This window comes from Azospirillum sp. A29 (assembly GCF_042604625.1).
Taxonomy (GTDB): domain Bacteria; phylum Pseudomonadota; class Alphaproteobacteria; order Azospirillales; family Azospirillaceae; genus Azospirillum; species Azospirillum palustre.
On sequence record NZ_CP170460.1, the window covers coordinates 1,100,557 to 1,127,295 of the forward strand.

The 26,739-nt window shown below is 65.7% G+C and carries 22 protein-coding genes and 2 pseudogenes; 15 read left to right on the forward strand and 9 right to left on the reverse strand.

Features of this window, described 5'->3' with window-relative positions; all coding sequences use genetic code 11:
- Positions 1-6 precede the first annotated feature (6 nt).
- From ABNQ38_RS04850 to ABNQ38_RS04885, 8 genes are read left to right on the forward strand one after another with little or no spacing between them, the layout of a single operon-like run.
- Positions 7-1,095, forward strand: coding sequence for an ABC transporter ATP-binding protein (locus ABNQ38_RS04850; RefSeq protein WP_377805970.1), 1,089 nt, complete (start codon positions 7-9; stop codon positions 1,093-1,095).
- Between the two features lie 2 nt (positions 1,096-1,097).
- The gene (locus tag ABNQ38_RS04855; RefSeq protein ID WP_377805971.1) at positions 1,098-2,675 is read left to right on the forward strand and encodes an acetolactate synthase large subunit; all 1,578 of its coding nucleotides are present in this window, start codon (positions 1,098-1,100) and stop codon (positions 2,673-2,675) included.
- A gap of 48 nt (positions 2,676-2,723) precedes the next feature.
- Positions 2,724-3,446 carry an IclR family transcriptional regulator gene (locus ABNQ38_RS04860; protein WP_377805972.1) on the forward strand — a complete coding sequence of 241 codons (723 nt, stop codon included), beginning with the start codon at positions 2,724-2,726 and terminating at the stop codon, positions 3,444-3,446.
- On the forward strand, positions 3,443-5,188 hold the full coding sequence (locus ABNQ38_RS04865; protein ID WP_377805973.1) for a hypothetical protein: 1,746 nt from the start codon (positions 3,443-3,445) through the stop codon (positions 5,186-5,188). Before ABNQ38_RS04860 ends, ABNQ38_RS04865 begins: the two co-directional genes overlap by 4 nt.
- A complete protein-coding gene (locus ABNQ38_RS04870; protein ID WP_377805974.1) occupies positions 5,185-5,922 on the forward strand; it encodes a hypothetical protein in 738 nt (245 codons plus the stop codon). Before ABNQ38_RS04865 ends, ABNQ38_RS04870 begins: the two co-directional genes overlap by 4 nt.
- Before the next feature lie 43 nt (positions 5,923-5,965).
- Positions 5,966-6,931 (forward strand): dipeptidase, encoded by a 966-nt coding sequence (locus tag ABNQ38_RS04875; RefSeq protein WP_377805975.1) that lies wholly within the window; start codon positions 5,966-5,968, stop codon positions 6,929-6,931.
- Positions 6,932-6,955: 24 nt separating this feature from the next.
- Positions 6,956-8,434 (forward strand): NAD-dependent succinate-semialdehyde dehydrogenase, encoded by a 1,479-nt coding sequence (locus tag ABNQ38_RS04880; protein WP_377805977.1) that lies wholly within the window; start codon positions 6,956-6,958, stop codon positions 8,432-8,434.
- A gap of 26 nt (positions 8,435-8,460) precedes the next feature.
- Entirely contained in the window at positions 8,461-8,841 is a 381-nt protein-coding gene (locus ABNQ38_RS04885; protein WP_377805978.1) for a RidA family protein, read from the forward strand.
- Positions 8,842-9,032: 191 nt separating this feature from the next.
- Here ABNQ38_RS04885 and ABNQ38_RS04890 read toward each other — a convergent pair.
- The 9 genes and pseudogenes from ABNQ38_RS04890 to ABNQ38_RS04930 all read right to left on the reverse strand — a co-directional run bounded on the left by ABNQ38_RS04890 (position 9,033) and on the right by ABNQ38_RS04930 (position 19,220).
- Positions 9,033-10,000, reverse strand: a pseudogene (locus ABNQ38_RS04890) (IS5 family transposase).
- Between the two features lie 193 nt (positions 10,001-10,193).
- Complete coding sequence (locus ABNQ38_RS04895) at positions 10,194-11,303, reverse strand: branched-chain amino acid ABC transporter substrate-binding protein (protein ID WP_377805979.1); 1,110 nt, start codon at positions 11,301-11,303, stop codon at positions 10,194-10,196.
- 155 nt (positions 11,304-11,458) lie between these two features.
- The gene (locus ABNQ38_RS04900) at positions 11,459-12,148 is read right to left on the reverse strand and encodes an HAD family hydrolase (protein ID WP_377805980.1); all 690 of its coding nucleotides are present in this window, start codon (positions 12,146-12,148) and stop codon (positions 11,459-11,461) included.
- A gap of 14 nt (positions 12,149-12,162) precedes the next feature.
- Entirely contained in the window at positions 12,163-12,927 is a 765-nt protein-coding gene (locus ABNQ38_RS04905; protein ID WP_377805981.1) for an enoyl-CoA hydratase/isomerase family protein, read from the reverse strand.
- Positions 12,924-14,246, reverse strand: coding sequence for a phenylacetate--CoA ligase family protein (locus tag ABNQ38_RS04910; protein ID WP_377805982.1), 1,323 nt, complete (start codon positions 14,244-14,246; stop codon positions 12,924-12,926). The genes ABNQ38_RS04905 and ABNQ38_RS04910 overlap by 4 nt, the downstream gene beginning before the upstream one ends.
- Before the next feature lie 32 nt (positions 14,247-14,278).
- Complete coding sequence (locus tag ABNQ38_RS04915) at positions 14,279-14,701, reverse strand: thioesterase family protein (RefSeq protein WP_377805983.1); 423 nt, start codon at positions 14,699-14,701, stop codon at positions 14,279-14,281.
- A 203-nt stretch (positions 14,702-14,904) separates the two neighbouring features.
- The gene (locus ABNQ38_RS04920) at positions 14,905-16,737 is read right to left on the reverse strand and encodes a sigma-54 interaction domain-containing protein (RefSeq protein WP_377805984.1); all 1,833 of its coding nucleotides are present in this window, start codon (positions 16,735-16,737) and stop codon (positions 14,905-14,907) included.
- 630 nt (positions 16,738-17,367) lie between these two features.
- Positions 17,368-18,246, reverse strand: coding sequence for a helix-turn-helix domain-containing protein (locus tag ABNQ38_RS04925; protein WP_377805985.1), 879 nt, complete (start codon positions 18,244-18,246; stop codon positions 17,368-17,370).
- Positions 18,247-18,350: 104 nt separating this feature from the next.
- Entirely contained in the window at positions 18,351-19,220 is an 870-nt protein-coding gene (locus tag ABNQ38_RS04930; RefSeq protein ID WP_377805986.1) for a helix-turn-helix transcriptional regulator, read from the reverse strand.
- Positions 19,221-19,585: 365 nt separating this feature from the next.
- Between ABNQ38_RS04930 and ABNQ38_RS04935 the strand changes: the two are divergent.
- The 7 genes and pseudogenes from ABNQ38_RS04935 (at position 19,586) to ABNQ38_RS04965 (ending at position 26,646) form a co-directional block, all read left to right on the forward strand.
- A pseudogene (locus tag ABNQ38_RS04935) lies at positions 19,586-20,427 on the forward strand (alpha/beta fold hydrolase).
- Between the two features lie 204 nt (positions 20,428-20,631).
- Positions 20,632-21,816, forward strand: a complete 1,185-nt coding sequence (locus ABNQ38_RS04940) for an MFS transporter (RefSeq protein WP_377805987.1) — start codon at positions 20,632-20,634, stop codon at positions 21,814-21,816.
- A gap of 1 nt (position 21,817) precedes the next feature.
- Positions 21,818-22,831 (forward strand): alpha/beta fold hydrolase, encoded by a 1,014-nt coding sequence (locus ABNQ38_RS04945; protein ID WP_377805989.1) that lies wholly within the window; start codon positions 21,818-21,820, stop codon positions 22,829-22,831.
- Between the two features lie 22 nt (positions 22,832-22,853).
- Positions 22,854-24,119: an epoxide hydrolase family protein gene (locus ABNQ38_RS04950; RefSeq protein WP_377805990.1), complete on the forward strand. Its 1,266-nt coding sequence runs from the start codon at positions 22,854-22,856 to the stop codon at positions 24,117-24,119.
- Positions 24,120-24,147: 28 nt separating this feature from the next.
- Positions 24,148-24,591 carry a nuclear transport factor 2 family protein gene (locus ABNQ38_RS04955; RefSeq protein ID WP_377805991.1) on the forward strand — a complete coding sequence of 148 codons (444 nt, stop codon included), beginning with the start codon at positions 24,148-24,150 and terminating at the stop codon, positions 24,589-24,591.
- A 96-nt stretch (positions 24,592-24,687) separates the two neighbouring features.
- The gene (locus tag ABNQ38_RS04960; RefSeq protein WP_377805992.1) at positions 24,688-25,173 is read left to right on the forward strand and encodes a DUF305 domain-containing protein; all 486 of its coding nucleotides are present in this window, start codon (positions 24,688-24,690) and stop codon (positions 25,171-25,173) included.
- A gap of 18 nt (positions 25,174-25,191) precedes the next feature.
- Positions 25,192-26,646: a beta-propeller fold lactonase family protein gene (locus tag ABNQ38_RS04965; protein WP_377805993.1), complete on the forward strand. Its 1,455-nt coding sequence runs from the start codon at positions 25,192-25,194 to the stop codon at positions 26,644-26,646.
- The last annotated feature ends 93 nt before the right edge of the window (positions 26,647-26,739 follow it).

Sequence of the window (26,739 nt, forward strand, 5' to 3'; positions counted from 1 at the left end):
CCGACCATGCCCGATCCCCACCTTCAGGTTTCCGCCCTGACCAAATCCTACGGCAGCGTCACGGCGCTCGGCGGCGTGTCCCTTGCCGCAGAAAAGGGCGAATTCGTCACGCTCCTCGGCCCCAGCGGCTCGGGCAAGACCACCACGCTGATGATCATCGCCGGGTTCGAGACGGCGACTTCGGGCACCGTCGAGATCGGCGGCCGCTCGCTCAGCAACATCCCGCCGCACGCCCGCAACATCGGCATCGTCTTCCAGAACTATGCCCTGTTCCCACACAGGACGGCGCTGCAGAACATCATGTTCCCGCTGAACATGCGCGGCGTCCCAGCGGCGGAAGCCGAGCGCAAGGCGCGCGCCATGCTGGACCTCGTCGGTCTGTCCAGTTACGGCGACCGCTGGCCCAAGGACATGTCCGGCGGCCAACAGCAGCGCATCGCGCTGGCCCGCGCGCTGGTGTTCGAGCCGTCGCTCCTGCTGCTGGACGAGCCGCTGGGCGCGCTCGACAAGAGCATGCGCGAACAGATGCAGATCGAGATCAAGCGCATCCAGAAGAGCCTGGGCGTAACCACGATCTTCGTCACGCACGACCAGTCCGAAGCGATGACCATGTCCGACCGCATCGCCGTGTTCGAACAGGGCCGCATCGACCAGATCGGCACTCCGCAGGAGGTCTACCGGCGGCCCAGCACGCCGTTCGTCGCGCGGTTCATCGGCGACAGCAACCTGTTGCCTGGCATCGTGCTGGACCCGGAACAGGGGCTGGTCCGGACCGAGCATTTCGGCCTGATGCGCCTGCCCGATCGGCTGAAGACGGCGCCCGGGGCGAAGGTGACGCTGATGCTGCGCCCCGAATCCATCCACCTTGCCAGCATGATGGACGCCCGTGGCGGCGACCCCGACGGGATGAACCGCGCCGAGGTGAATGTACACACGGTGGTGCCCTACGGTGAAAGCACGCTGCTGATCGGGCGGTCGGGCGGCGGCGATCTGCGCATCCGCCTGCGCGCGCAGGAAGCGGATGGCATCGGCAGCGGCGCCTCGCTCAAACTGCTGTGGCCGGCGGCGGCCGTCCACGCCATCCCGGTGGCATGACGATGACCCGGGCAACATCCGAACATGCACCCTACGCCGGTGCCGATGCGCTGTGCGACACGCTGCTGGCCGGCGGGGTGGAGGTCTGCTTCGCCAATCCCGGCACCTCGGAGATGCATTTCGTCGCCGCCCTCGACCGCCAGCCACGCATGCGCTGCATCCTCGGTCTTTTCGAGGGGGTGGTGACAGGGGCCGCCGACGGCTATGCCCGCATGGCCGACAAACCGGCCGTCACCCTGCTGCATTGCGGACCGGGGCTCGCCAACGGGCTGGCAAACCTTCACAACGCGCGGCGCGCCCGATCCCCCATCGTCAACGTGGTCGGCGATCACGCGATCCACCACCGCGCCTACGACGCGCCGCTGACCAGCGACGTCGAGGGGCTGGCCCGCCCGATGTCCCATTGGGTGCGCAGCACGGCCTCGGCCGCCACGGTGGCCCAGGACGCGGCGGAGGCCATCCGGACCGCCCGCACGGCACCGGGCAAAATAGCCACGCTGATCCTGCCGGCCGACGCGGCCTGGAGCGAAACCTCACCCGGCCTGCCGCCGCTGCCCGCCCCACCTCCGGCGGAGGTGTCGGCCGCGATGGTCGCGGACGCGGCGGCGGCGATCCGTTCGGGTCGGCGGACGGTCCTGTTGCTGACCGGCCGGGCGCTGCGGGCGCCGGCCCTTGCCACGGCGGAGCGGATCGGCCGGGCCACCGGGGTCCGGCTGCTGGCCCAGCAGTCGAACGGCCGCATCGAGCGCGGCGCCGGTCGCGTGCCGGTGGAGCGCGTCCCCTACCCGCTGGACGGCGCAATCGCCATTTTCCGCGACGTCGAGCAGGTGATCCTCGTCGGCGCCGCGGCGCCGGTGGCCTTCTTCGCCTATCCCGGGCGGCCGAGCAGCCCGCTGCCGGATGGGTGCCGCATCCTGACGCTGGCCGAGCCGGAGGACGACCTGCCCGGTGCGCTGGACGCTTTGGCCGACGCACTGGGCGTCGGGTCGGGTGGCCAACCGCTGATTCAGCGGCTCGAACGGCCGGCGATGATCGACGGGGCGCTGACGCCGGATTCCATCGCGGCGGCCGTCGGCGCCCTGATGCCGGAGGGCGCCATCCTGTGCGACGAGGCGCTGACCTCCGGGCGCCGCCTGTTCGAACTCACCCGCGGCGCGCCGCCTCACGATGTCCTGGCGCTGACCGGCGGGTCCATCGGCATCGGACTGCCGCTGGCGACCGGCGCCGCGGTGGCCTGTCCGGACCGCAAGGTCATCGCGCTCCAGGCCGACGGCAGCGGCATGTACACCGCCCAGGCCCTGTGGACGCAGGCAAGGGAGGGGCTGGACGTCGTCACCATCATCTTCGCCAACCGCTCCTACGCCATCCTGCGCAACGAATACCGCAGCGTCGGCGCCGGGGAACCGGGCCGCAACGCCGACCGGCTGTTCGATCTGGTCGAGCCGGTGATCGACTGGACTGGTCTCGCCCGATCCATGGGTGTGGAGGCGGCGCGCGTGGAGGATGCCAGAACCTTCGCCGACCGGCTGTCGGCGGCGCTTCGCCGGAAGGGACCATTCCTGATCGAGGCGGTGATGTGAAGACCAGGCACTGATCCGCCCGCCACCCATGCAGACCAGGAGCCATCCGTGAGTGTTCGTCCGCTTTCCTCCGTGCTGAAGACGTTTGACGTCCTCGACGTCGTTGCGGCGTCGTCGGAACCCGTGCGGCTCGCGGACGTGGCCCGGGCGGTGGAGGAGGCCCGGGCGGCGACACACCAGCGCCTCCAGACCCTGGTGGAAGCCGGATGGGTCGAGCAGACGGAGGATGGGCGCTACCGCCTCGCCCTGCGCATCGTCGCCCATGCGGCCATGGCCATGGAACAGGCGAACCTGGGGGCCCGGCTGGCCGACATCCTGCACGACATGGTCGCCGAGAGCGGAGAAACCGCCTCCATGGCCGTGCTCGACGGGCAGGAGGCCGCCATCATGCGGCGCGTCGAAGCCAAGGGCATCCTGCGGGCCGACCTGCGGGTCGGCACCCGCCTCGATCTGGCGCGCACCGCGCTGGGCCGCGTCCTCAGCGCATTCGCCCGTCCCGACACCCTGGTACGACTGGCCGAGGCCGGCGTCGCACTGCCGGAACCCGAACTGGCCGAGCGCATCCGCGCCGACGGCTACGCGGTTTCCGGCATCACCGGCCCCCGAACCGTTTCCGCCGTGGCCGCCCCCGTGATCGACAGCCATGGCGACTGTATCGCCGCGCTGTCGCTTTCGGGGCCGACCGCGGGCTTCAACACGCAAACCTGCGCGAGTGTCGTGGTCGCGGCGGCGGCCCGGGTTAACGCTCGCCTACGCGGAGCCAAAGAATGAGCCTTGCCCTAACCCCGTCGGCGGGGGGCACAGCACCGGGTCCCGACCCGCACAGCCTGTTCCGGCTGATGCGGAACCCGGCGGAACTGATGACCCCCGAACGCCTTGCCTCCATCCAGCCCTCCCGCATCAGCGCGTCGCGCGCCTTGATGAGCCGGGCGATCCGCGACCGCTGGTCGATCACCCGCACCAGCTTCGATATCGACGAGCGCGGGCGCGGCACTGCCGGCTACCGCATCGACATCGGCGGCTGGCGCTTCTCCTTCCCAGTCTTCTCGTTCGAGCCGTCGACCCAGGGGCGTTCCGGCCGCATCATCGGCCGCTCCTGGGACATGATGGGCGCCCTGGTGGAAGGCGACATCAGCCCGGCCGACGTGGAACGGACCCGCGTCGAACTGCCGAAGCTCTACGAGGGCCGGGCGACGCCCGGCACGCTGATCTGGTGCCGTTCCAACCGCAGCCAGCGGCTGTTCGACCATGCCCTGCAATCGCTGGCCGCCGGCCGGCAGCCGGATGTCGCCCAGCTGGGCCAGATCTGCTACCTGATGCGCAACACCGGGCTGGACGGCAACGGCACCTTCGGGACTAAGAGCTTCCTGGCTTTCGAGAAGGACCATCCGCTGCGCTGGTCGCTCTCCGCCCAGATGCTGTGCGCCTACATGATGCGGACGTTCGCCCAGGATCTGCTGCACCATCTGGCGCGGACGGCATCGCCGCAGGCGGTGACGCTCGCTCCCGAACTGGCGCGCTATCTCGGTGTCGGCAACGGCTCCGCCCTCGGGCTGATGCTGTTCGTCAACAACCATCCGCGCCTGATCGACCGCTGGCTGTGGATCCGGGAAGAGGCCATCGCGCGGGCGAAGTGCCTGATCCCCGGCCCCGACGCCGCGGAGGTCGCGACACTGCTGCGGCTGCTGGACAAGGCCATCCTGTTCCGCCGCCAGGACCGCGTCGTCTACGAGGCGATCACCCCGAGCGAAGTGGTGCACGCCGACCTCGTCATCATCCGCGAGCAGACCGAGCGTCTGCTGGCCCGGCTGCGCCAGGGCGAGACGGTGGCCGATCGTCCGATCGCCGATCTCTGCGCCTCGCTGGCCGGGCGCATCCATCCGGACGCGATGGAAACGCTGCACTCGCTGCTGATCGAGCTGGTGCCGGAGGAGGCCGACTCGCTGGTCGAGACGCTGGTGATCGACGAGGAGCTGGCCGGGCGTCCGGAAATGCCGGTCGGCCGGCTGCGGGAGATCATCCACAGCCAGTATGCCTGGGCCTTCGGGCTCGACCTGAAGTCCGACACCGCGCTTCGCTACGTCTGGTACAAGTCGGTGACGGCGGAGGAGCCGCGCCGCGGCCCGCGGGACGAGGTTGGCGACGCGGTCAATCTCGGGCTCGACCTGCCGCGCCTGATCGTCCGGCTGGACGCCGACCTGGCAGCCCAGGACCCGAAGCAGAGCACCGCGCGCTTTCTGCTGGCCCACCCGCATCACCGCGCCATCGTCACGCGAGTGCAGGCGCTGGCCGGGCTGCCCTATCATTCGCCGCATGCCGACATCATGAGCGAGGGCTTCGTTCCCGCCCACATCACCCGCCTGCTGAACGTCGGCATCCACGGCATCGACAAGACGCGCGATTTCCTGAACCGCAACCTGCGCGGCGTGCTGTTCCACGGCGCGCCGACCCCGGTCGAACTGGCCGCCGGTGCGGACGAGACCTGGTTCTATCCTGCGGAGCCTCTGTCATGACCATACGGACAGCCAATGATGCGGCCGCCGCTTCCGGCGTGCCGCTGCGGGTGAGCCTGCGCGAAAGCCGGCTGGTGCTCGAGCGGCTGATGCAGGTGACCCGCGTGGATCCGGGGCTGGTCCCCAGCCTGCGGGATTGCGCCCTCTATTCCGCGGCCCTTGGCCTCGGCGGCTTTCCGGAACTGCTGCGCCACCTGGACCTGCTGCGGGCTGCCAAGCCGATCGGCCTCCGCATCATCGAGGGTGCCGACACGCTCCTGACTGACATATCGGTGGCGGATTGCACCGGGCAGCATGCCTGGATCGCCGCGCCGTTCCTCGTGGACCTGTGCGTCGAGCGGCATCGCCGCGGACTGCCCGGAATCCTCGTCGCGCAGAATCTCGCCGAGATCGGAGAACTCCACATCGCCGGGGCTCTGGCGGAAGCCCACGGGTTGTCCGCGACCGTAACCGCTGCGGAGCAGGATGGCACAGCCGTCCGGCTGTCCGTGCAGTCCAGGGCGGACGGACGGCCGACCGTGCTCGACACCATCCGCCGTCACGGCATCCCGGTGGAGGCGGATTTGTGGTGGCGTCTGTTCCATCTCGCCAACGAGGCGCTGGCGCCGGACAGCTACACCTCCCGCCGCCATGCCGGCGCGATCATGGTCACCGCCGACGGGCGGGTCGTCGGCCGCCAGGATGAGGACGACACCGACCTGTCCCTCCTGCACGGCAACACCTCCGCGGCTTGAACCGCGCCTGGCCGGCATTCCCTCTTAAGACGGATATTCACTCATGCTGATCGACGCACTCCAGTGCGGTCACTTCGACCGCGCGGTTTTCGAGGAACTGAAGAACAGCGGCTACACCTGCGTCACCCCGACGCTGGGCTTCTGGGAGGACACCCTGGAGTCGCTGGACGCCGTCGGCCGGTGGCGCGACATGGAACGGGAGATGGGCGACCTGTTCCTGATCGCCCGCACCGCCGCGGACATCCGCCGGGCGGAGGAGACGGGGCGGGTCGCCGTCCTGCTCGGCTACCAGAACAGCAACCTGTTCCAGAACCGCATCGCCTATGTCGAGCTGTTCGCCGATCTCGGCGTCCGCGTCGTGCAGCTCACCTACAACAACCAGAACGAGCTGGGCGGAAGCTGCTACGAGGAGAAGGACAGCGGACTCAGCCGTTTCGGCCGTGAGGTGGTGCGTGAGATGAACCGCGTGGGCATGGTCGTCGACCTGTCGCACGTCGGTGACAAGACGACGCTGGACGCCATCGAATGGTCGGAAAAGCCGGTCGCCATCACCCACGCCAACGCTGCCTCCCTGTTCCCGCACAAGCGCAACAAGAGCGACGAGGTGGTAAAGGCGCTGAGCCGCAACGGCGGCGTCATCGGCTGCGTCGCCTACCGCAACATCACCCCCGATGCGGCCTGCGCCACCGTCGAGGGCTGGTGCGAGATGGTCGCCCGCACAGTCGACCTGGCCGGGATCGACCATGTCGGCATCGGCACCGACTACAGCCACAACACCACGCAGGTGGACATCGACTGGATGCGCAAGGGGCGCTGGACGCGGTCGGTGCAGTATGGCGCCGGTTCCGCGGCGCGTCCGGGCAAGGTGCCGAAACCCGATTGGTTCGTCCAGGCCGGCCAGCTCGCCGCCGTCCCCGATGGCCTGCGCCGCGTCGGATTCGGCGCTGAGGAGGCCGGGAAGATCCTGGGCGGCAACTGGCTGCGCCTCTATCAGGCCGTGATGGGCTGATCGCATATGAGAGGAGAGAGGCCCATGCGGCACGACCCCGTAGACGCGGTCGCGGCTGAAGAGGCCTACCCGCCGATCGGCATGCTGATCGACGGCGAATGGCTGGGTACGGATGGCCGGGCGACGCAGGACATCGTCAACCCGGCGACCGGCGGCCTGCTCGGGCGGCTCCCGCACGCCGATTCCGCGGTCCTTCGCCGCGCCGTCGCGGGCGCCGAGCGGGCCTTCGCCACATGGCGCAGCAGTTCGCCGATGGTCCGGTCCGCGGTTCTGCGCCGCTTCGCCGACCTCGTGCGGGTCAACGCCGAGGACATTGCCCGCGCCATCACCCTCGACCAGGGCAAGCCGTTGGCCGAGGCGCTGGGCGAGGTCCGCTTTTCGGCCGAACATGCGGATTGGCACGCCGAGGAATGCCGGCGCATCTACGGACGGATCATCCCACCCCGTGACCCGCGCGTCGTCCAGTCGGTGGTGCGGGACCCGGTGGGCGTCTGCGCCGCCTTCACGCCGTGGAACTTCCCCTTCAGCCAGGCCGTGCGCAAGGTCTGCGCCGCGGTGGGCGCCGGCTGCACCATCATCCTGAAGGGACCGGAGGACACGCCGTCGGCCATCGTCGCCATCGGCCGCCTGTTCATGGAGGCGGGTCTGCCGCCCGGCTGCCTGAACCTCGTCTGGGGTGAGCCGGCGGTGGTCTCCCGCACGCTGATTGAGGCCCCGGAGGTGAGGAAGCTGTCCTTCACCGGCTCGGTCCCGGTCGGCAAGCAGTTGGCAGCGCTGGCCGGGCAGCACATGAAGCGCACGACCATGGAGTTGGGCGGACATGCCCCGGCCATCGTGTTCGACGATGCCGACGTCGAGGCCGCCGCCGAGGCGCTCGCCGCGCAGAAGCTGCGGAACGCCGGGCAGGTTTGCGTGTCGCCGACGCGCTTCTATGTCCAGAGGCGCGTCCACGACCGTTTCCTCGACCGCTTCGTCGCGATGCTCGCCAGCGCCCGGATCGGCAATGGGCTTGGCGCGGACGTCGTCATGGGGCCGCTCTGCCACGCCCGGCGGCAGGACGCCATGGACGCGCTGGTGGATGACGCACGCTCGCGCGGCGCCTCCATCGCCACCGGCGGCCGGCGGCTGGATGGACCGGGCTTCTTCTACGCGCCGACCGTCATCCACGACGCGCCGGACGACATCCGTGCCATGCGGGAGGAGCCCTTCGGCCCCCTCGGCATCGTCACGCCCTTCGACGATGCGGCGGACGTGCTGCGCCGCGCCAACAGCCTGCCGTTCGGGCTGGCCGCCTACCTGTTCACCCGATCCGCCGACACGGCGCATGCGGTCGCGCACGGGCTTTCAACCGGCATGGTGTCGATCAACCATTTCGGACTGGCGCTGCCTGAGACCCCCTTCGGTGGCGTGAACGACAGCGGCTACGGCAGTGAGGGCGGACTGGAAAGCTTCGACGCCTATCTGACCACCAAATTCATCACCCACCGGCACGACCTGCCCTGACCAGTGGGCACCAACGAGGTTTACCAATGTTCGATCCCATCGACACCGGCATCGCCCCGCCCAAGGGGCCGGTAACCGCCACCCTGCGCGCCGGCAACATGGTCTATTCCGCGCACATCCCGAAGGACCCGCTCACCGGCGCCATCGTGGAGGGCAACATCGAAACGCAGGCGCGACAGGCGCTGCGCAATCTGGAGCAAGCGATGCGCGCGGCCGGCGGATCGCTGGCCAACGTGGTGCACATGGCCATCTATCTGGTCGACCAGGCCGACGCGGGCGGCATGAACGCCGTCTATACGGAGTTCTTCAAACCGCCTTATCCCTGCCGTGCAACCGTGGTGGTCAAGGCACTCCTGTCCCCCGGTGTCCGTATCGAGTTTGTGGCGACGGCCGTTCTCGAAATCTGACAGCATTACTATGCATGAGCTGACTTTGGTGCAGAACTCAGCCTGCGGACGGATTTCGCCCAGAGGCGATGGCGATCAGGCGACCTTCCGGGTGGTTGGCATGCCCGGGTTGGTCATGCGATTGATGACGGCATAGGGTGTCGGTGCAGCGAGGTCCGCACAGACGCAGTGAAGCCTGACACGACCTTTGATCAGGCGATGCGGACGGAGTTCGGGCGTGCTTGATCGATCATCCGGTTCAGGATGATGACGCCGGTGGCGGCTTCAGTTCGTTGGTCGGGCAACGTGCATGCACGCAGCTGGTCGCCGAGGATGCGCTTGCAACGCGCCATCGCGGTTTCCGCCTTCGCCCGCTCGCCATAGTCGGTCTGCTTTTGCCAGCCTGAGCGCCCGTGCTCGGCCAGGCTCTGGATGTGGCGGTCCCGCTGGGTCGGAGCGGTTGTGGCGGCCTCGCTCACGACCGCCGTGGCGCGCGGTGGGATGGTCACCCGAGCCCCGGCATCCCGGACGGCGATGGTCTGGAAAATCGGTTCGCCGTCGTACGCGCCGTCAGCCATGACGGTGTCGATGAAGCCGCTGATCTGGTCGAGCAGCGGTCCGACCTGGGAGGCGTCCCCGTTGCTGGTGGTCGTAAGCGTGGCAGCGACGATGGTGTTGGCGGCGGCGTCGACCGCGAGATGGAGTTTCCGCCAGGTCCGCGGGCCGCGCACACCGTGCTTGTCCCGGTGCCACTCGCCAGCCCCGTAGACATCCAGTCGGGTACTGTCGATCACCAGCGTGACCGGGCCCGTCGGCAGGGCCGTGGCCAACACCGGCGTCAAGCGCGCCGCACGGCGACTGATCGTAGTGTGGTCGGGAACAGGCAGATCCACGCCCTGAGATCCAGCAACGAGCCGAGCAGCCCCTCGGTCTGGCGCAGCGGCTGATGAAACACCAAGCGGACCATGAGGGCTGTTTCGATAGCCGTCTGCGAGTAGCGCGCTTGCCCATCAGGCGTCGTCCGCGCCGCCGCTCGCCAAACGGCGATCGCCGCGTCGCTGACCCACAGCGTCAGACTGCCGCGCCGGCGCAGTCCGGCTTCGTATGACGCCCAATTCGTTACTTTGAACCGCATCTTCGGGATGTGATGGCGCCGCGCGTCGTTGTGTTTGTTCGGCATGCCGAGGCTGACCAATCCCGTAATCAAGTGACGCGCCCTTCTACAAGATGACCCAGGACCGGCAATCCCGATCCTCGCTGCACCAATGCCCCACGGCGCCGCTCGTCCTGGTTCGGGACGAGCGGCGGGCATGTCCCCGCGTTCGGCGGCCGTGGTTGCGGCTCCGTTCGTCAGGGCAGGCGTGCGGCCGCGATCACTTCAGGGGGGTGTAGGTGCCGTTGTTCCAGGCATAGAGCACGAAGGGCTCGGAGTTCGGATCGCCCTTCCGGTCGAACCGGAGGTCGCCCAGCACGGTGTGATAGGTGTCGGCACGCAATGCATCGGCGAGCTTGTCGCCTTTCATCGTCTTTGCCGCTTTGGCCGCGTCGGCCAGCACCTTGACGGCGGCGTAGGTGTAGAGGGTGAAGCCCTCCGGCTCGAAGCCGGCGGCACGGAAACGCCGGACCAGATCGGCGGTGCCGGCGTTGACGCGCGGGTCCGGGTAGAAGGTGAACATCACGCCGTCGCTGGCCGGCCCGGCGATGGACGCGAATTCGGAGGTCGCCAGACCGTCGCCGGCGACGAATCGCGTCTTGAGCCCCTGTTCGGATGCCTGACGCACCAGCAGCCCCGCCTCGGTGTGATAGCCGCCGAAGAAGACCAGATCGACGTTCAGGGCCTTCAACCGGGCGACCAGAGCCGAGAAATCGCGCTCGCCCTGGGTGATGCCTTCGAACAGCACGGCGTTGACGCCCTGCTTCGCCAGTTCGGCCCGCACCCCCTCGGCGATGCCCTGGCCATAGGTGGATTTGTCGTGGACGACGGCGATGGTTTGCCCGAGATGCCGGCTGACGATCTGCTTCGCCGCCACACCGGCCGCCTGGTCGTCCCGCCCGCAGACGCGGAACATGTTGGTCAGACCGCGCTCGGTGATGGTCGGATTGGTCGAGGCCGGCGTCACGATCACCAGCCCGGCTTCCGCATAGACGCTGGAGGCCGGAATGGTCGAACTGGAGCAGAAATGCCCGACCACCGCCTGCACGCCGTCGGCGACGAAGCGGTTGGCGACGGCCACCGCCTGCTTGGGATCGCAGGCATCGTCGGCCACCTGCAGGACGACCTTCTCACCGTTGATGCCGCCGGCGGCGTTAAGATCGGCGACGGCGAGGTCGGCGCCGCGCCGCATCTGCTCCATGAAGGAGGCGTATTGCCCGGTGACCGGCCCGGCAAGGCCCAGCTTGACATCGGCCGCCGCTGCCGTCGGCACCAGTGCCGCGAGCGAAATGCCGAAACGCAGCAGGTTGCCACGGGACAGCTTACGCATGAACGTGTCGGATCGAGACCCAGATCGAGACATTGATCGAGACATGGAACTTCCCCATTCGTTGGCGCGGCATGTTGTTGTGTCGTTGCATCCGCCCGCCGGGCCGCATGCGGCGGGCGTGTCCCGGTAAGTCGTTCCTTGCGGTGCGCCCGATGTCAGAAGGCAAGCACCTCGCGCAATCCGGTGAGATCGGCGAACTCATGGTCCGGCCGGGGCTGCCACGGCCCCAGCCGGTCCTGTGTGCGGTTGATCCAGGCGACCCGCATGCCCAGCGGCTTGGCTCCGTCGATATCCGCCCAGGAGGCCAGCGACGCATGCAGAACTTCCCCTGGGGCAAGCGCCAGCCGTTCCAGAGCCAGACGGAAGATGCGCTCCGACGGCTTGTAGGCCCGCGCCATCTCGGCGGTCGTGACGCTGGGGAAGAAGGAGGCCAGCCGGCTGCGCGCGAACAGGTCGCTGTCCATGTTGGTGATCGGCATCAACGGGTATTTGGCCGCCAGCAGGGCAAGGATCTCCGGCACCTCGGGATGCGGCGGGGCCTGCTCGACGAGGCCGGTCAGCAGCGTGTCGGTCAGGGACGGAAGCCGGTCCGCGTCCACCTGCCCGATCCCGGCCTCGGCCAGCGTGGCGGCCAGCGCCTCGGCGGCGACCTCGCGGTACCGGCGATAGGCGGACGACCGGTAGAGCTGGACGTTGCGCATGTCCCAGTCGAGGTAGAGGGCGGCGGCATCCAGGTCGCCGCGGCCCAGCCTGGACAGCACCTGCGCCATGCCGGCGGTGCCGCCGGCATCGACATCCACCAGCGTGCCGAAATAATCGAAGGTGATGGCCTTGATCGCGTCCATTCCTGCTCCTCTTCTCAAGCCGACTTGCGTGTGGCGAACCGGGTGACCCGTTCGGCAGCCTCGGGATTGCCGAACGCCTCGATGGTTGCCGCCGCCTCCAGGTCCAGGGCACGGCGTAGCAGGTCGGACAGGTCGACCGTCACCAGGCGCTTCAGCCGGCCGGTGGAGAAACGCGACTTCCCGGCCACCACCGTCGCCAGTTCCGTTGCGGTGTCGAGCAGCGCCTCGCGCGGGACCACCCGGTTGACCAGCCCGAGTTCGGCCAGCCGTGCCGCCGATTGCCGTTCGCCCAGAAGCATCAGCTCCATCGCCCGCTGATAGCCGACCGCCAGCGGCAGCAGATGCGTCACCCCGCCGGTCACGAACTGGCCCCAGTCCATTTCGGGGAAGAAGGCCTGGAGGTCGTCGGAGGCGACCACGAGGTCGCAGTTCAGCAGCCATTCGAACCCGCCACCCACGGCGAAGCCGTGAACCGCCCCCACGACGATCTTCGATCCGAACATCAAGTCGTGGGTGATCTGCTGGATGCCGGCGATGTGGGCGCGGATGGCCGCATCGTCGCGGGTCTGCTGGTCGAACTCCTTCAGGTCGTCGCCCGCGCAGAAGGCCCGCCCGGCGCCGCACAGCAGGATCACCGACACGTCCGGGCGCTCCGCCGCCTCGGTCAATGCGGTGTGAAGGTCATGCAGCAGGACGGTGCCGATGGCGTTCATCCGCTCCGGCCGGTTCAGCGTCACGCGGCCGATGCCGGCCGCCACCTCGAGAGTGACCGTGCTCATGATGCGACCCTTTCGATCCAGTCGGTCTTGCCGGCGGTGCGCGGCAGCGTGTCACGCGGGATCATGGTGACCGATGCAGTCGCACCGGCCTGATCACGTACCGCCTTCTCCAGTTCCGCCGCTGCCGCGGGCCATGCCGTTTCGGGCAACCCCTCCGCCGCCTCGACGCGCAGTTGGATGCGGTCGTACGGCCCGGGTCCGACCAGCCGGATCCGGAAATGGCCGGACGACAGCGCCGGCAGACTGCTGACCGCCTTGCGGACCGCGCTGGGGAAGACGTTGATTCCGCGCACGTTGAACATGTCGTCGGTGCGCCCGCTGACGCGAAAGCGCCAGGAGGTCCGGCCGCAGGCGCAGCGCCCGGTGCCGGTCACGGTGACGACGTCGCGGGTGCGATAGCGGATCAGCGGCTGGCATTCCTTCTCGATGTGGGTGCAGACCAGTTCACCCACCGTGCCCTCGCGGATCGGCAGGTGGTTGCCCTCCGCGTCGAGGATTTCGGCGAACAGATAGTCGCTGCCGTGGAAATGCAGGTCGGTGGTCGCCTCGCACTGGCTGCCCAGCGTGCTCAGCACCTCACTGAGTCCGTAATTGGCATTGCGCACGCCGAAGCCCCAAGTCTCCTCCATCGTCGCGCGGAAGGCGGCGTTGTCCAGCCCGGCTTCGCCGCCGAACAGGCCGAGCCGAAGCCCGAGGTCGCGCGGCGCCGGACCGCCTTCGTCGCGCAACAGTTTTTCCAGCAGAGCCGGGTAGGACGGCGTGCAGGAGATGGCGGTGATTTTCAAATCAATGATCGTCTGGAGAAGCTGCTTGGTGTTGCCGACGCCGAACGGCACCACCGTCGCACCGGCCGCTTCCAGCGTCATGTGGTCGGTCACGCCGCCGGTCCACATGCAGTAGTTCAGGCAATGCACCACGCGGTCGGTCGAACGCAGTCCGGAGGCATGCATCGCCCGGCCGCCGATGGTGGCGATGCGGTCGCAGTCCTGCCGGCTGTTGGCGAGGTTGAGCGCACGGCCGGTGGTGCCGGAGGTGCGGTGCAGCCGAACGATGCTCTCCTCCGCACAGGCCACATAGTCGCCGAAGGGATAGCTGGCCTCCTGGCCGGCGCGAAGATCCTCTTTGTCGGTCAGCGGCAGATCCTGCAGGCCGTCGAGCGTCACTGGCCTCCCGATGCTGGCGGGCAGCATGCGCCGGTACATCGCCGACCGGTCGGACACATAGTCCCATTGTGCAGTCCAAAGGCGGTCCTGCAGCGCGCGGATCTCGCCGTCGGACAGGGTCTCGAAATCGGGATGGAGAAGATCGGAGGTCGGCATCAGGGCCTCGGTGTGGATGGTGGAAGCACCGGTCAGGAGCCGGAGCGCGCGGCGGCGCGGGATTCGGCACGGGATTCGATGGCGGATTGCGGCAGGATGGCACGGGCGTGACGGCCCTGGCCGATCTTGCCGCCGGCGTCCTCCGACCAGACGTTGAACCAGTAGAGGGCGCCCTCGCGGCCGGTGAAGCGAGCGGTGGTTCTCACCTCTCCGCCGACCGGCGTCGGTGCGACGTGCGACACGTCCAGCTTGGCCCCGACGGACAGCTCTCCGGGCTGGAGCACCGGGCGCAGCAGGGCGGCGCAGGCGCGCTCCATCTCGGCGATCATCACCGGCGTGGCGAGGACCTGCGGATAGCGCTCATCCGGGTCACGGGCGAAGGCGTCGGCCGTCATCGATGCGTCGACGACGAGCTGCACCGTTTCGACGCGCTCCGGATCCAAGGGGATGATCATACGGGCTGTCTCCAGTTCAGGGGCTCACCCTTCACTAGGCAACCACCGTGCCAAACTTGGCCAAGTCTGAACGGGAGGCGATCTACTGTACAGAATCAACCACTTAACCTGCTGTTAGCCAGGCTGTGCCGCTTGACGAGAGCGTGACTCCTGGAGAGGACGTCAGAAAACAAAACGTTAGGAAATTTTACGATCGTTCAATATCAAGACCTCCCGCCCACTCCGCCGCGCTGCAAGGCGATCTCGTATTCGCGAATTTTGCTGTAGAGAGTCGGCCGTGCGATGCCGAGGATTTCCGCCGCTTTGGTTACGTTGTGGTCCACATGGTTCAGCGTGGCGGCGATGACATCGCGTTCATGCTCGCGCAGCGACTTCAGGGGTAGAGGCGCGGCCTGAGAGGCTGTCGGCGGCCTTGCATCGCCGGGTGGGTCGAAACGCTGGATCTCCGTGCCGTCGGACAGCACGACGAGACGCTCCAGGGTATTCTCCAGTTCGCGCACATTGCCCGGCCATTCGTATTCGGCCATCGACCGCAGGGCACCCTCGGAGATGGTGAACACGGGCTTGCCCGCGTTGGCGGCGTATTTGCGCAGGAAATGCGTCGCCAGCATCGGGATGTCGCCTTTGCGGTCCTTAAGGGCCGGGATGGCGATCGAGACGACATGCAGGCGATAATACAGGTCGTCGCGAAACTCCCGCCGGGCGATGGCGTCTTTCAGGTTCCGATTGGACGCGGCGATAACCCGGACATCGACAGGGATGGGCCGCGTGGCGCCGATCCGGGTAACCTCGCGTTCCTGGAGGACGCGCAACAGCTTGGCCTGGAGGTCGAGCGGCATCTCCGTGATCTCGTCGAGGAAGATCGTTCCGCCGGAGGCCATTTCGAACTTGCCCGGTCGCCCGCCTTTCTGCGCCCCGGTGAAGCTGCCGGCGACATAACCGAACAACTCGCTTTCGATCAGTTCGCGGGGCAGGGCGGCGCAATTGACGGCGATGAAGGGGGCGTCGCGGCGGTCGCCATGGGCATGGATCGCCTGGGCGAAGACTTCCTTGCCGCTGCCGCTGGGCCCGTTCAGCAAGATGTTCGCGGTGCCGAGCGCCGCCTTACGGGCATCGCCGATGGCATGGCGCAGGCATTCCGAGGTGCCGATGATATCGTCGAAGGTGTAGCGCACAGGACTGCCGGCGATCTGCTGGGCGATCCGCTTGGCACGGTTGAACTCGCGGAAGGTGTTGACGACGGAGTGGACCTTGCCTTGGGGATCCTTGATGGGAACGGCGGTGTCGATCAGGTGCAGGTGGCGCCGGCCGGAATCGATGATCAGTTCCCGGTCGTAATAGCCGATACCGGTGCGGAAGATCGGGGCGATGATCGGCTCGAAGTCGAGCAGTTCGGCAAAGCGGCGGCCGACGCTGTGTTCCGGGTTCAGGGTCAGAATACGGCCGGCCGGCGCGTTCATGTGGCGGACCCGGCCATCCTCGTCCACGACCAGCAATCCATCGGAGATGCTGTCGATGATCGCCCGCTGCTCGACCAACATGCGGTCGAGATTGCCGCTGGTCTCGACCGCGCTCAATTGGGCGCTGGCACTTTCCGCGCACAGCAGGGCAAGTCCGCTGAGCGCGTCCGTTCCGACCGATGCGTCCGACACCAGCGCGATGGCGCCGTGCAGGGCGGTGTTCAAGCCGAACAGCGGTGCGGCCGCTATCGTGGTGTTCGCCAGTGCGGCGCTGACATGCTGCCAACCGGACGTGACCATCGGGCGCCGCTCCCGCAGGCACAGATCGATCGCGTTGGTGCCGATGGCATCCTCCACCGCCGGCCGGCCCTCCCCCATACCGGCCATGTCCAGCCGTTCGATGAACCGGCGGTCTCCGGCCACGCTGTGAATGACCAGATCGCTATCGACCAGCACGATGGCGATGGGATGATCGCGGCCCAGGATCAGGCGGATCGAGCCGAGGATGAGCGCACCGGTGGCCGCGATGCTGCCCAGCAGCCGGTTTGCCGGCACGTCCGCCGGACGGTGCTCCACCGGAGGGTGAAATTCTGTCGATGGCCGGTCCCGTAGCCGCCGCCAGGAAGACAGCACCGCTTCGTCCAGACATCCAGCAGACAGATCCTCACCTCTGAGAAAGCGGTCGCGCGGCGTGTCTGCAAAGGCACCTCGTACCGGCATAGGCGGATCCGTTACAGTGGGGAGACGACGAATGCGAGTGCTTTGGTTCGGTGGAGACGGCTTCACGCAGGTCATGGCCCGGCCGGGTGTCATGCCGACGCTGGCGGAACGGGCGCGCTGCCGAGTGTAGTCTGTCTGAATGGAGGTGAACACCTCTCCTCGGGTTTGGCTATGGTTTTGTCAACTTGGCCGGCCAAGTCGACAACACTGAGAAGCTGTCCGTAGCAGCCATGCGCCGACGGCCTGGGGAGCGAGGCGTTTGAGGCGCCTGGCGAGGATCGAGACGAAGGCGATCTTGATGAAAGCGACGAGGTGGTTCTTCGTCCGCTCAACGATGGTGTTCAATTGCCTGTAGCGTGACAGCCAACCGAAAGACCGTTCCACGACCTACGCAATTTCAGTGGGGATGAACACTCTACCGAGGCCGCGGGCGATTGGTTGGATGCTGACAGACGTGATCTGCCAGATCGCCGGAGGAGCCTTGGTTCAGGACTTGTGCATGCGGCGCCAAGCGGCAGGGGGCATGCCGATCTTGCTATGGAATTGACGGATCAGGTGCATGTGGTCGGAGAACCCCGTCGCGACCCCAATGTCTTCGATGGTCAGATCTGTTGTCAGAAGTAGGTTGCGCGCTTCCTTCAAACGAGCATCCAACTGCCATTGGTAAGGCGACATGCCGGTCGATGCCTTGAATGCCCGCGCGAAATGCCATTGGGAGAGGCTTACGAGCGAGGCCAACTCCTGGAGTTCGACCTGGCGAGGAAGCTGCTGCGTCATGTACTCGACCACCCGGTTCAGCTGCCATGGTGCCAAGGTTCCGGAGCGTCTGTGCGTTTCCTGCGATTCAAACGCGATGGCGAAAATCGCGGCCGTCAGGCTGTCACCGTAGAGCCGGTAGGAACTGTCGCCTTCCGGGATGGCGACCAGCATGTTGACCAGCGTCCAGATCCTCGGTTCCGCGTAGCGCAATCTCGGAGCTTCGCCACGGCTTCGGGAAACACCATGCTGCAGGCGCTCCTCGAGAGCCTCCAGATCGAACATCACCGTCGCGTCGTAGCAGAAGCCGAGCGTCGACGCGTAGCCCCAAAGCGCGGTCCCGGCCGGCGCAAAAGCCATGTAGCGTGGCTTGTGTCCCACCGGGCATGGCACGGTCCTGCTCAAGCGAGGTTCGGTAATACCGCCCACTTCATCGAGATTGACGGACAGGCGGGTCGTGTTCTCATAGCCAAGCGGGTGGAGTATCTCCCCCTCATCGTAATGGGCCTTCGTAATGTCGACGCGTACGCCATTCCAGCTCTGGCTGCGTGTCACGATGCTGCGGATATTATACGGCAGACCTAGAAGCTCTGCTTCTCGGGTGTCCATCGGCAGGCCCCATACTGACGCTCCGAACGGAATATTTACAGCGCTTCCTGCCGCGAGGCATGTAAACTTAGGTATGGGTAGACTGCTGAATCCGACGGCTGGGTTCACCGTCTGTCCCGCCTCCAAACCGCGGGGGCTTCACCGATGCGGCGTTTGAAGGTCCGGACAAGATGCGTGGTGTCACGGAAACCTGTCGCCGTCGCGATGGCATTCAAAGGCGCATCGCTTTGCAGGAGCGACTCCTTGACCATCTCCAGTCGCTTGGTCAGTTGCCACTGATAGGGTGAGAGCCCCGTGGACTCCTTGAATCCCTTGGAGAAATGCCATTGAGACATCTGTGCGAGCTCTGCCAGTTCGCGAAGTTCGATCCGCCGCGGCAACTGGTCCTGGATGTAGCTCTCGACAAGACACAATGCATGGCAGGACAGCTTCGGGCTGGCGGTAAGCTGCTCATTTTCGTTGGACAACAGTGCGAAGACCGCCGAGGTCAGGCTATCGCCCAGCAGAGGCATCGATGCATCCTCTTCAGGAATATCTACCAACATCCGGATGAGTGCGTGGAGCCTGTCGTCCGTGAACCGCAGGCGCGGACGGGCGAACATCCCGGCATCGAAATCCTCCTCGAACCGCATTTCGAGCGCATGGAGATCGAACAGCAGCAGCGCATATCGGCTGTAATGCAGATCCCTGGTCGCGTACCCCCATAGTGGCATCCCCTTCGGCACCAGTGTCATGTGGTTCGGCCGGTGATTGAGCGTGCAGGCCTGATCGGGTTTGAGACGCGGCTCTGTGACGCCACCGACCTCGTTCAGCGCCAGGGCGACACCGGTGTCCTCGTCATTGACCAGGGAATGAAGGACTTCGCCACGGGTGTGTTCATGAACATCGACGACCGTCACACCGTTCCAGGAGTGCACGCGCCTTTCGATCCGGACGACGTTCTCGTGAAGAGCCGTGGCGTCGTCGGCGCTCATGATGCCTCCCGATGCTGGAATTGGATGCGTGCCGCAGCAACGCATTGCCGAACCTAGCCATCCATACCGAGAGGCAAACATCAAAACTCCGCACCTGCTCATTTTGAAGCAAGAACGTGCAGCTAGCGCAAGAACGCCCATCGTTTGGCGGTTCGGTGGGGAATAGGGTCAACTCGCCCCACCCGAGAGCTTCCAGAGGATGTCAATGCCGTGACGTCAATCGACGACCAGAGCCTGACCCTGACACGGTGCGATGCCGCTATCTCATCACCCGCGCGCCGCCGGCCGCGCTCCCTGTGACTGCCGGCGGCGCCAAGCCTCGCGGCTGGCAAGTGACAACCATTTTCGACGACGGAACCCTCCCCATGACCGAGAGCCAAATCAGGACCGAAGACGGCGTCGATATCTTCTTCAAGGACTGGGGGCGCAAGGATGCGCAACGATCGTCTTCCACCATGGCTGGCCGCTTTCCTCCGACGACTGGGATGCCCAGATGCTGTTCTTCCTGCAGCACGGCTATCGCGTCGTCGCCCACGACCGCCGCGGCCATGGCCGCTCGGCGCAGGTTGCGGAGGGGCACGACATGGACCATTACGCTGCCGATGCCTTTGCCGTGGTCGAGCATCTGAACCTGAAGAACGCGATCCATATCGGCCACTCCACCGGCGGTGGCGAGGTCGCCCGCTATGTCGCGAAACATGGCCAACCGGCCGGACGTGTTGCCAAGGCGGTGCTGGTGTCTGCTGTGCCGCCGTTGATGGTCAAGACTGACGACAATCCGGAAGGCCTGCCGATCGAGGTCTTTGACGGATTCCGCTCGGCTCTCGCCGCCAATCGCGCGCAGTTCTTCCACGACGTCCCGGCCGGTCCATTCTATGGCTTCAATCGTGAAGGGGCGAAAGTCCTGGAGGGTGTGATCCAGAATTGGTGGCGGCAGGGCATGATGGGCGGCGCCATGGCCCACTACGCGGGCATCAAGGCTTTCTCCGAGACCGACCAGACGGAAGACTTGATGGCGATCACGGTCCCGACGTTGGTGCTGCATGGCGAAGACGACCAGATCGTGCCGATCGCCGACTCGGCTGTGAAGTCTGCCAAGCTTCTGAAGAATGGCCAGCTCAAGACCTATCCCGGTTTCTCGCACGGCATGCTGACGATCAACGCCAATGTCCTCAACGCCGATCTCCTCGCCTTCGTGAAGGCTTGAGGGACCAAGGCGGGGCGGCGGTCGCGGCAGCATCCATCACCATGGATGATGTTTCCAAACCGACGCTCTTCCCGGCCGCCGCCCCGCCTCTCTACCTTGCTGTGCATCGAACGGACCTGCCGTTTCCGCCCTCTTCACCACGCTGGCTGCCCAAAACCCCAGGCGGGGGAGCTTCCTGCAGATCCAAAATCCCGAGGAGACACCATGACGGCGAACAGCGCGCCTGTGACCTCTTCCTGGCCTGCGGTCTTCACGATCGCGGTCGGCACCTTCGCGCTGGTGACCAGCGAGTTCCTTCCGATCGGCTTGCTGTCGCATATCGCGGACCAGTTCGGCATTCCCGCCGGTCAGGCCGGCTTGCTGGTGACGATGCCCGGCATCGTTGCGGCCATCGCCGCCCCGGTTTGCACGATCACGGCCCGGACGCTGGACCGCAGGCTCCTGCTGATCGGCTTTACACTCCTCGTCCTGGTTTCCAACCTGATCGTCGCGACCGCTTCCGGTTTTGAGGTCGCAGTCGTCGGACGGGCACTGCTCGGCGTCAGCGTCGGAGGTTTCTGGACGTTCGCCGCGGCCGCCGGACGCAAGCTGGTGACCGCCGAGGACGGGGATCGGGCGACGTCGATCATCATGGCGGGAATATCGATCGGCACCGTGGTTGGCGTTCCATTGGGCTCGGCTCTGGGAAGCGTCATGGGCTGGCGCCTATCGTTTTTCGCCGTCGCCTCGCTCTGCCTTCTGGTGATGGCCGCGCAGAGTCTGTTCCTGCCGAAAATCGTGATTGCCACCGGGCAGTCGGTGAAGAGCCTGGTTGAAACGGCCGGCAGTCGCAGCCTTGCGCTGGCGTTCGTCGCGACCGCCCTGACTGCGGCCGGCCAGTTTGCAGCCTACACCTATCTCGAACCCCGTCTGGTCGAAAACGCCAAAGTGGATCCGACGCGACTGGGCTTTGTGTTTGCCATCTACGGCTTGTTCGGGGTAGCCGGCACGTTCCTCGGCGAGCGCTTGAGCCGCCGAAACCCGGCATCCGGCTTCATGATGGTCGCGTTTGCCATGGCGATCTTCATCGTCATGACCGCTCTTTCGCCCGCCAGCGCGCCTGCACAAGCCATTTCCGTCGCGCTGTGGGGTGCCGCCTTCGGTGCGGTTCCCGTTTGCCTGCAGCTCTGGACCTATGCTGCCGATCCCGAAAGATTCGAAGCCAGCTCGGCCATCACCGTCAGCGTCTTTCAGATCGCCCTTGCGATCGGAGCGTTCGGTGGCGGGCTCATTGCCGACGCTCAAGGACTCATTGGTGCCTTTCTGGCTGGTGCCTGCCTCAACCTCCTGGCCGCGGTCCTGGTGGCCAGAAACCTGTTTCTCCCCAACGCCGGGACGAAGGAAATCTGACGTGACCTTTCCCTCTCCAGAACTCACGGCGGCCAAGCTCGCGGCTGCGGCATTTGTCGCGATCGTCTCGACGGCCACTCCCGCCGCCGCTCAACCCGCGACCACAACCGTTGCCACCCAGGCAACGACCGATGCCGAGCTTGTCGCCTCGCTTCCGGGGTTTCGCAATGCCGATGTCACGGTGAATGGCGTCAAACTCCATTACGTGATCGGTGGTGAAGGTTCACCGGTGATCCTCCTTCCGGGCTGGCCGGAAACCTGGTGGTCCTGGCACAAGATCATGCCGGAACTTGCCAGGACCCACACGGTGATCGCGCTCGATATCCGTGGTATGGGCCAATCCGACAAGCCTGCCGATGGCTACGAGAAGAAGAGGCTCGCCAGCGACGTTCATGAGCTGGTCGAGGCGCTCGGCTATGCCAAGGCCGATGTGGTCGGCCACGACATCGGGTCGATGGTCGCCTTCGCCTATGCCGCCAATTACCCCAAAGCCGCCGGCAAGGTCGTGATGCTCGACGTTCCGCATCCGGACGTGGAACTCGCCAAATGGCCGCTGCTTCCGACAGCCGGAACCTTTGGCGACAAGATCGATGAAGATCACGCATATGCCTGGTGGTTCGCTTTCCATCAGGTCAAGGGCCTTCCGGAAGACCTTCTGGCGGGCCGGCAGGACATCGAGCAGAGGTGGTTCTTCCGTTACCTGATGAAGGACGAAAGCAAGATCGACGCCCGCGACCGTGCCGTCTATGCCGCAGCCTATGCGGGCCGGGATGCGATCCGCGCCGGGAACGCATGGTACCAGGCTTTTCCACAGGACATCATCGATGACGGCACCTACTCCCGGCTTGAGATGCCGGTTCTCGCCCTCGGCGGACCTGGTTACGTCTGGCTGAAGACGACGCTTGAGCGAAAAGCTGCCAATCTCACGGCCTACAAGATCGCAGACAGCGGTCATTTCATCGCCGAGGAACAGCCGGAAAAGGCGCTGAAATACATTACCGGCTTCCTCAAGTAGAGCATCAATCAAGGAAATCGTCATGACGGTTCAATCGACCGGCACGTCGCGCCGGCGCATGCTGGAACTCGCGGTCGCCCTGCCCGTGGCGACCGCTATGGCTTCGCAAGCCGTGGCGGCGGCTGTGCCGACCCTCCCGCCGGCCACCAAAGAGGTGAAACCGTTCAAGGTCTCCGTGCCACAGGCCGCCATCGACGATCTCAAGCGCCGCCTCAGGAACACCCGCTGGCCCGAGAAGGAAACGGCCTCGGGCTGGTCCCAGGGCGTGCCGCTCCATAAGGCCAAGTCGCTGATCTCCCACTGGGAGGCCAAGTACGACTGGCGGGCGTTCGAGACGCGCATCAATGGCTACCCGCAGTTTCGCACCGAGATCGACGGACTCGGCATCCATTTCATCCATGTGAAGTCGAAGCACGAGCACGCACTGCCGATCATCCTGACGCATGGTTGGCCCGGGTCGGTCGTCGAATTCCTCAAGATCATCGATCCTCTCACCAACCCGACCAAGCATGGCGGCAAGGCGGAAGATGCCTTCCATGTCGTCATTCCGTCCCAACCGGGCTTCGGATTCTCCGACAAGCCGCAGGCGGAAGGATGGACCGTGGTCCGCACGGCGAAAGCCTGGGGCGAGTTGATGAAGCGTCTCGGCTACCGCACATGGGTCGCCCAGGGCGGTGACTGGGGCTCCGGCGTCACCCATGCGCTTGGCCACATCCGCCCGGAGGGCCTCATCGCCGCGCATGTCAATTGGCCGCTCGTCTTCCCGGAGAAGTTTCCGGACAATCCGACGCCGGAAGAAAAGACCGCCATGGACGCGGCGATGAAGTTTGCCGACGATCAGTTCGGCTACTTCAAGGAGCAGGCGACGCGGCCGCAGACGATCGGCTATGCGCTCGCCGATTCGCCGGTGGGACAGGCGACCTGGATTTACGAGAAATTCCAGGCCTGGACCGACAATCGCGGCGAACCGGAGGATGCGCTGACGGTCGACGAGATGCTGGACAACATCTCGCTGTACTGGTTCACCGACACCGCCGCATCCTCGGCGAGGATCTATTGGGAGAACGCCCGCAACGGCGGTGGTTTCGATGCCGGCCGCATCGAACTGCCGATGGCAGCGACGATCTTCCCGAAGGAAATCTATCGCGCGCCGAAGGCATGGGCCGAAGCCCACTGGCCGAACCTCTTCTACTGGAACGAAGTCGGCAAGGGCGGTCATTGCGCCGCTTTCGAACAGCCCGCTCTCTTCGCCGACGAGATGCGCAAGGCGTTCCGGACCATCCGCTGAATCCCCGCACTAAAAGAAAGGAAAAGACATGCTCGCCAATGAAGAAATTATCCGCGAACTTTATCGGACCGCGGAAGTCAAGGACATCGAAGGGTTCGTCGCCCTCTTCGCCGAGAACGGCTATTTCTGGGATGTCTCCGCAGATGCGAAGTATTACGGAGAAGACATCGGAAAGACGGTGGAGATTTATGCCAGTGCTTTCCATGATATGCACCGCGAACTTGGAAACTTCTACGTCACCGAAAATGTCGTCATCGTCGAACTGACGCTCAACGGCACCCAGACCGGGCCGCTTGCTCTCCCGGCCGGAACGATCCCGCCGACCGGCAAAGAAATGCATGCCCCCTGTTGCGACGTCTTCCACCTGAAGGACGGCAAGGTGACCTCGTTCCATTGCTACACGGCCGCGACGACCATTCTCGGCCAGCTTGGCGTCCTTGGCAATCTTGCAGCCTCCTTCCAGCAAAGCTGAGGATCATCTGTGCTTGCCCGGTGGGATGCCGATTTTCGGCTCCCGCCAACCCTCTACCCAGTCGTCCAGCTCCTTGAACCCAGAAGGAAGAAGCCAATGACGATGTGGTCGACTGGAAAGGCAACCGCTCTCATCGCGATCCTGGCGGCAAGCTTGGTTCCCCATGCCGTCCTGGCCGATGAGCCAGCACTGCATGAGTCCTCGCGGCATGACCATTCCGCATCCATCCCGGATGGACCGGAAGCCGCCTATCTCGCCGCCAACGATGCAGCGATGGACAGGATGATGGCGGACATGGCGGCCAAGCCGACCGGCGATATCGACCGCGACTTCGTGGCGATGATGACGCCGCATCATCAGGGCGCCATCGACATGGCGCTCGCCATCCTGAAATACGGCAGGAACGAGCAGCTCAAGCGGCTGGCTCAGGAGATCATCGTCGAGCAGCAACAGGAGATCGCAGCCATGAAGCTTGCGATCGGCGACACCCTTCCGCCCTCCGCTCCCGCGCCGACACAAGTTTCTCCGGACAAAAATCCCGCGGGTTCCATGCACCGCATGGATCCGAACATGAAGATGTGACTGAAAGGGCCTGCCCGAATGACCCGTCTGTCCGTCGCTGCGGCGCTTCTCGCCGGCAGCCTGCTCTCCCCCTTCGCCGCTTTCGCCGGACAGGCTCCGGCTGCCGCTTCCGATCCTGACATCCCGATTAGTGGCAGGGACCGTGTCTATGCCGCCGAGCAGTTCTCCAACACCGTCTCGGTCAGCGATCCATCGACCAACAGGCTGCTGGGGGTCATCAAACTCGGCGATCCGCAGCCGGGCAACCTGTCGCCGCTCTACAAGGGTCAGGTGCTCGTCCATGGCATGGGCTTCTCGCCCGACCACAAGACCCTGGCCGTCGTCTCGATCGGCTCCAACTCGGTCACCTTCATCGACACGGCCACCAATACGGTCAGGCACACGGCCTATGTCGGCCGCTCGCCACACGAGGCCTTCTTCACCCCGGACGGCAAGGAAGTCTGGGTCACCGTGCGCGGCGAGGACTACATCGCCGTTCTCGACACCGGCAGCTTCGAAGAAAAGACGCGGATCAAGGTGCCGGCCGGCCCCGGCATGCAGATCTTCTCGCCCGACGGACGCTACGGCTATATCTGCTCGTCCTTCAATCCGGAGACGGTCGTCGTCTCGGTTGCCGATCACCGCATCCTCGGCCATGTGAAGCAGGAAAGCCCGTTCTGCCCCAACATCGCGGCTTCGCCCGATGGCAAGCAGGTCTGGTTCACCCTGAAAGACATCGGCAAGACGCAAGTCTTCAGCGCCGAAGCGCCGTTCGACCTGATCCGGACGATCGACACCGGACCGATTACCAACCACGTCAACTTGGTCACCAACAGGAACGGCAGCTTCGCCTTCGTGACCGTCGGCGGGTTGAACGAGGTAAAGGTGTTCCGCACCGATGATTTCGAACAGGTGGCGACGATCCCGGTCGGCAATCTGCCGCACGGCATCTGGCCCTCGGGCGACGGCACGCGCGTCTATGTCGGCCTTGAGAATGCCGACCAGTTTGCCGTGATCGACACCCTGACGAACAAGGTTATCGCCACCATCCCGATCGGTCAGGCGCCGCAGGCGGTCGCCTATGTTCCGAATGCCGTTCCGGAAGGGGACGGCCTGCAGAACCTCGTGCCGCTCGGCAAGGCCGGCGAGACCGCGCATCTGAGGCTGGCGGCGGCGGGCGGGAAGGGCAAGACACCCTCCACCGTCTCACTGTTCGATCAAGGCCTGACGCAGGTCCTGCAGGCTTCGGTCACGGGACTTGAGCCGAAGAAGGCTTATGTTCTGGCCTTGTCGCGCAAGGTGGACGGCAGCGGTCCGCTGGAGGGGCTCTCGAACTTCATGACCAACCCTGCGGGCTCGGCGATCGTCAATGCCGTTGGGCCGATCCGGCAGATCGTGGAGGCCAGGCACAAGGACGAGCGGCGCTATCTCGTGGTTGCCTCGGTTGAAAACGGCCAGCCGGGCCAGGTCCTGCAGGTTCAAGTTTCGGAGTGAACGCGGCTGGGCGGCCTGCGGAACGGCGGGCTGTCCGTCTGGAGGCCAGGATATGGTGGGGCTTCCCCCAAAGCTGTAGCCTTTGTTCAGCGA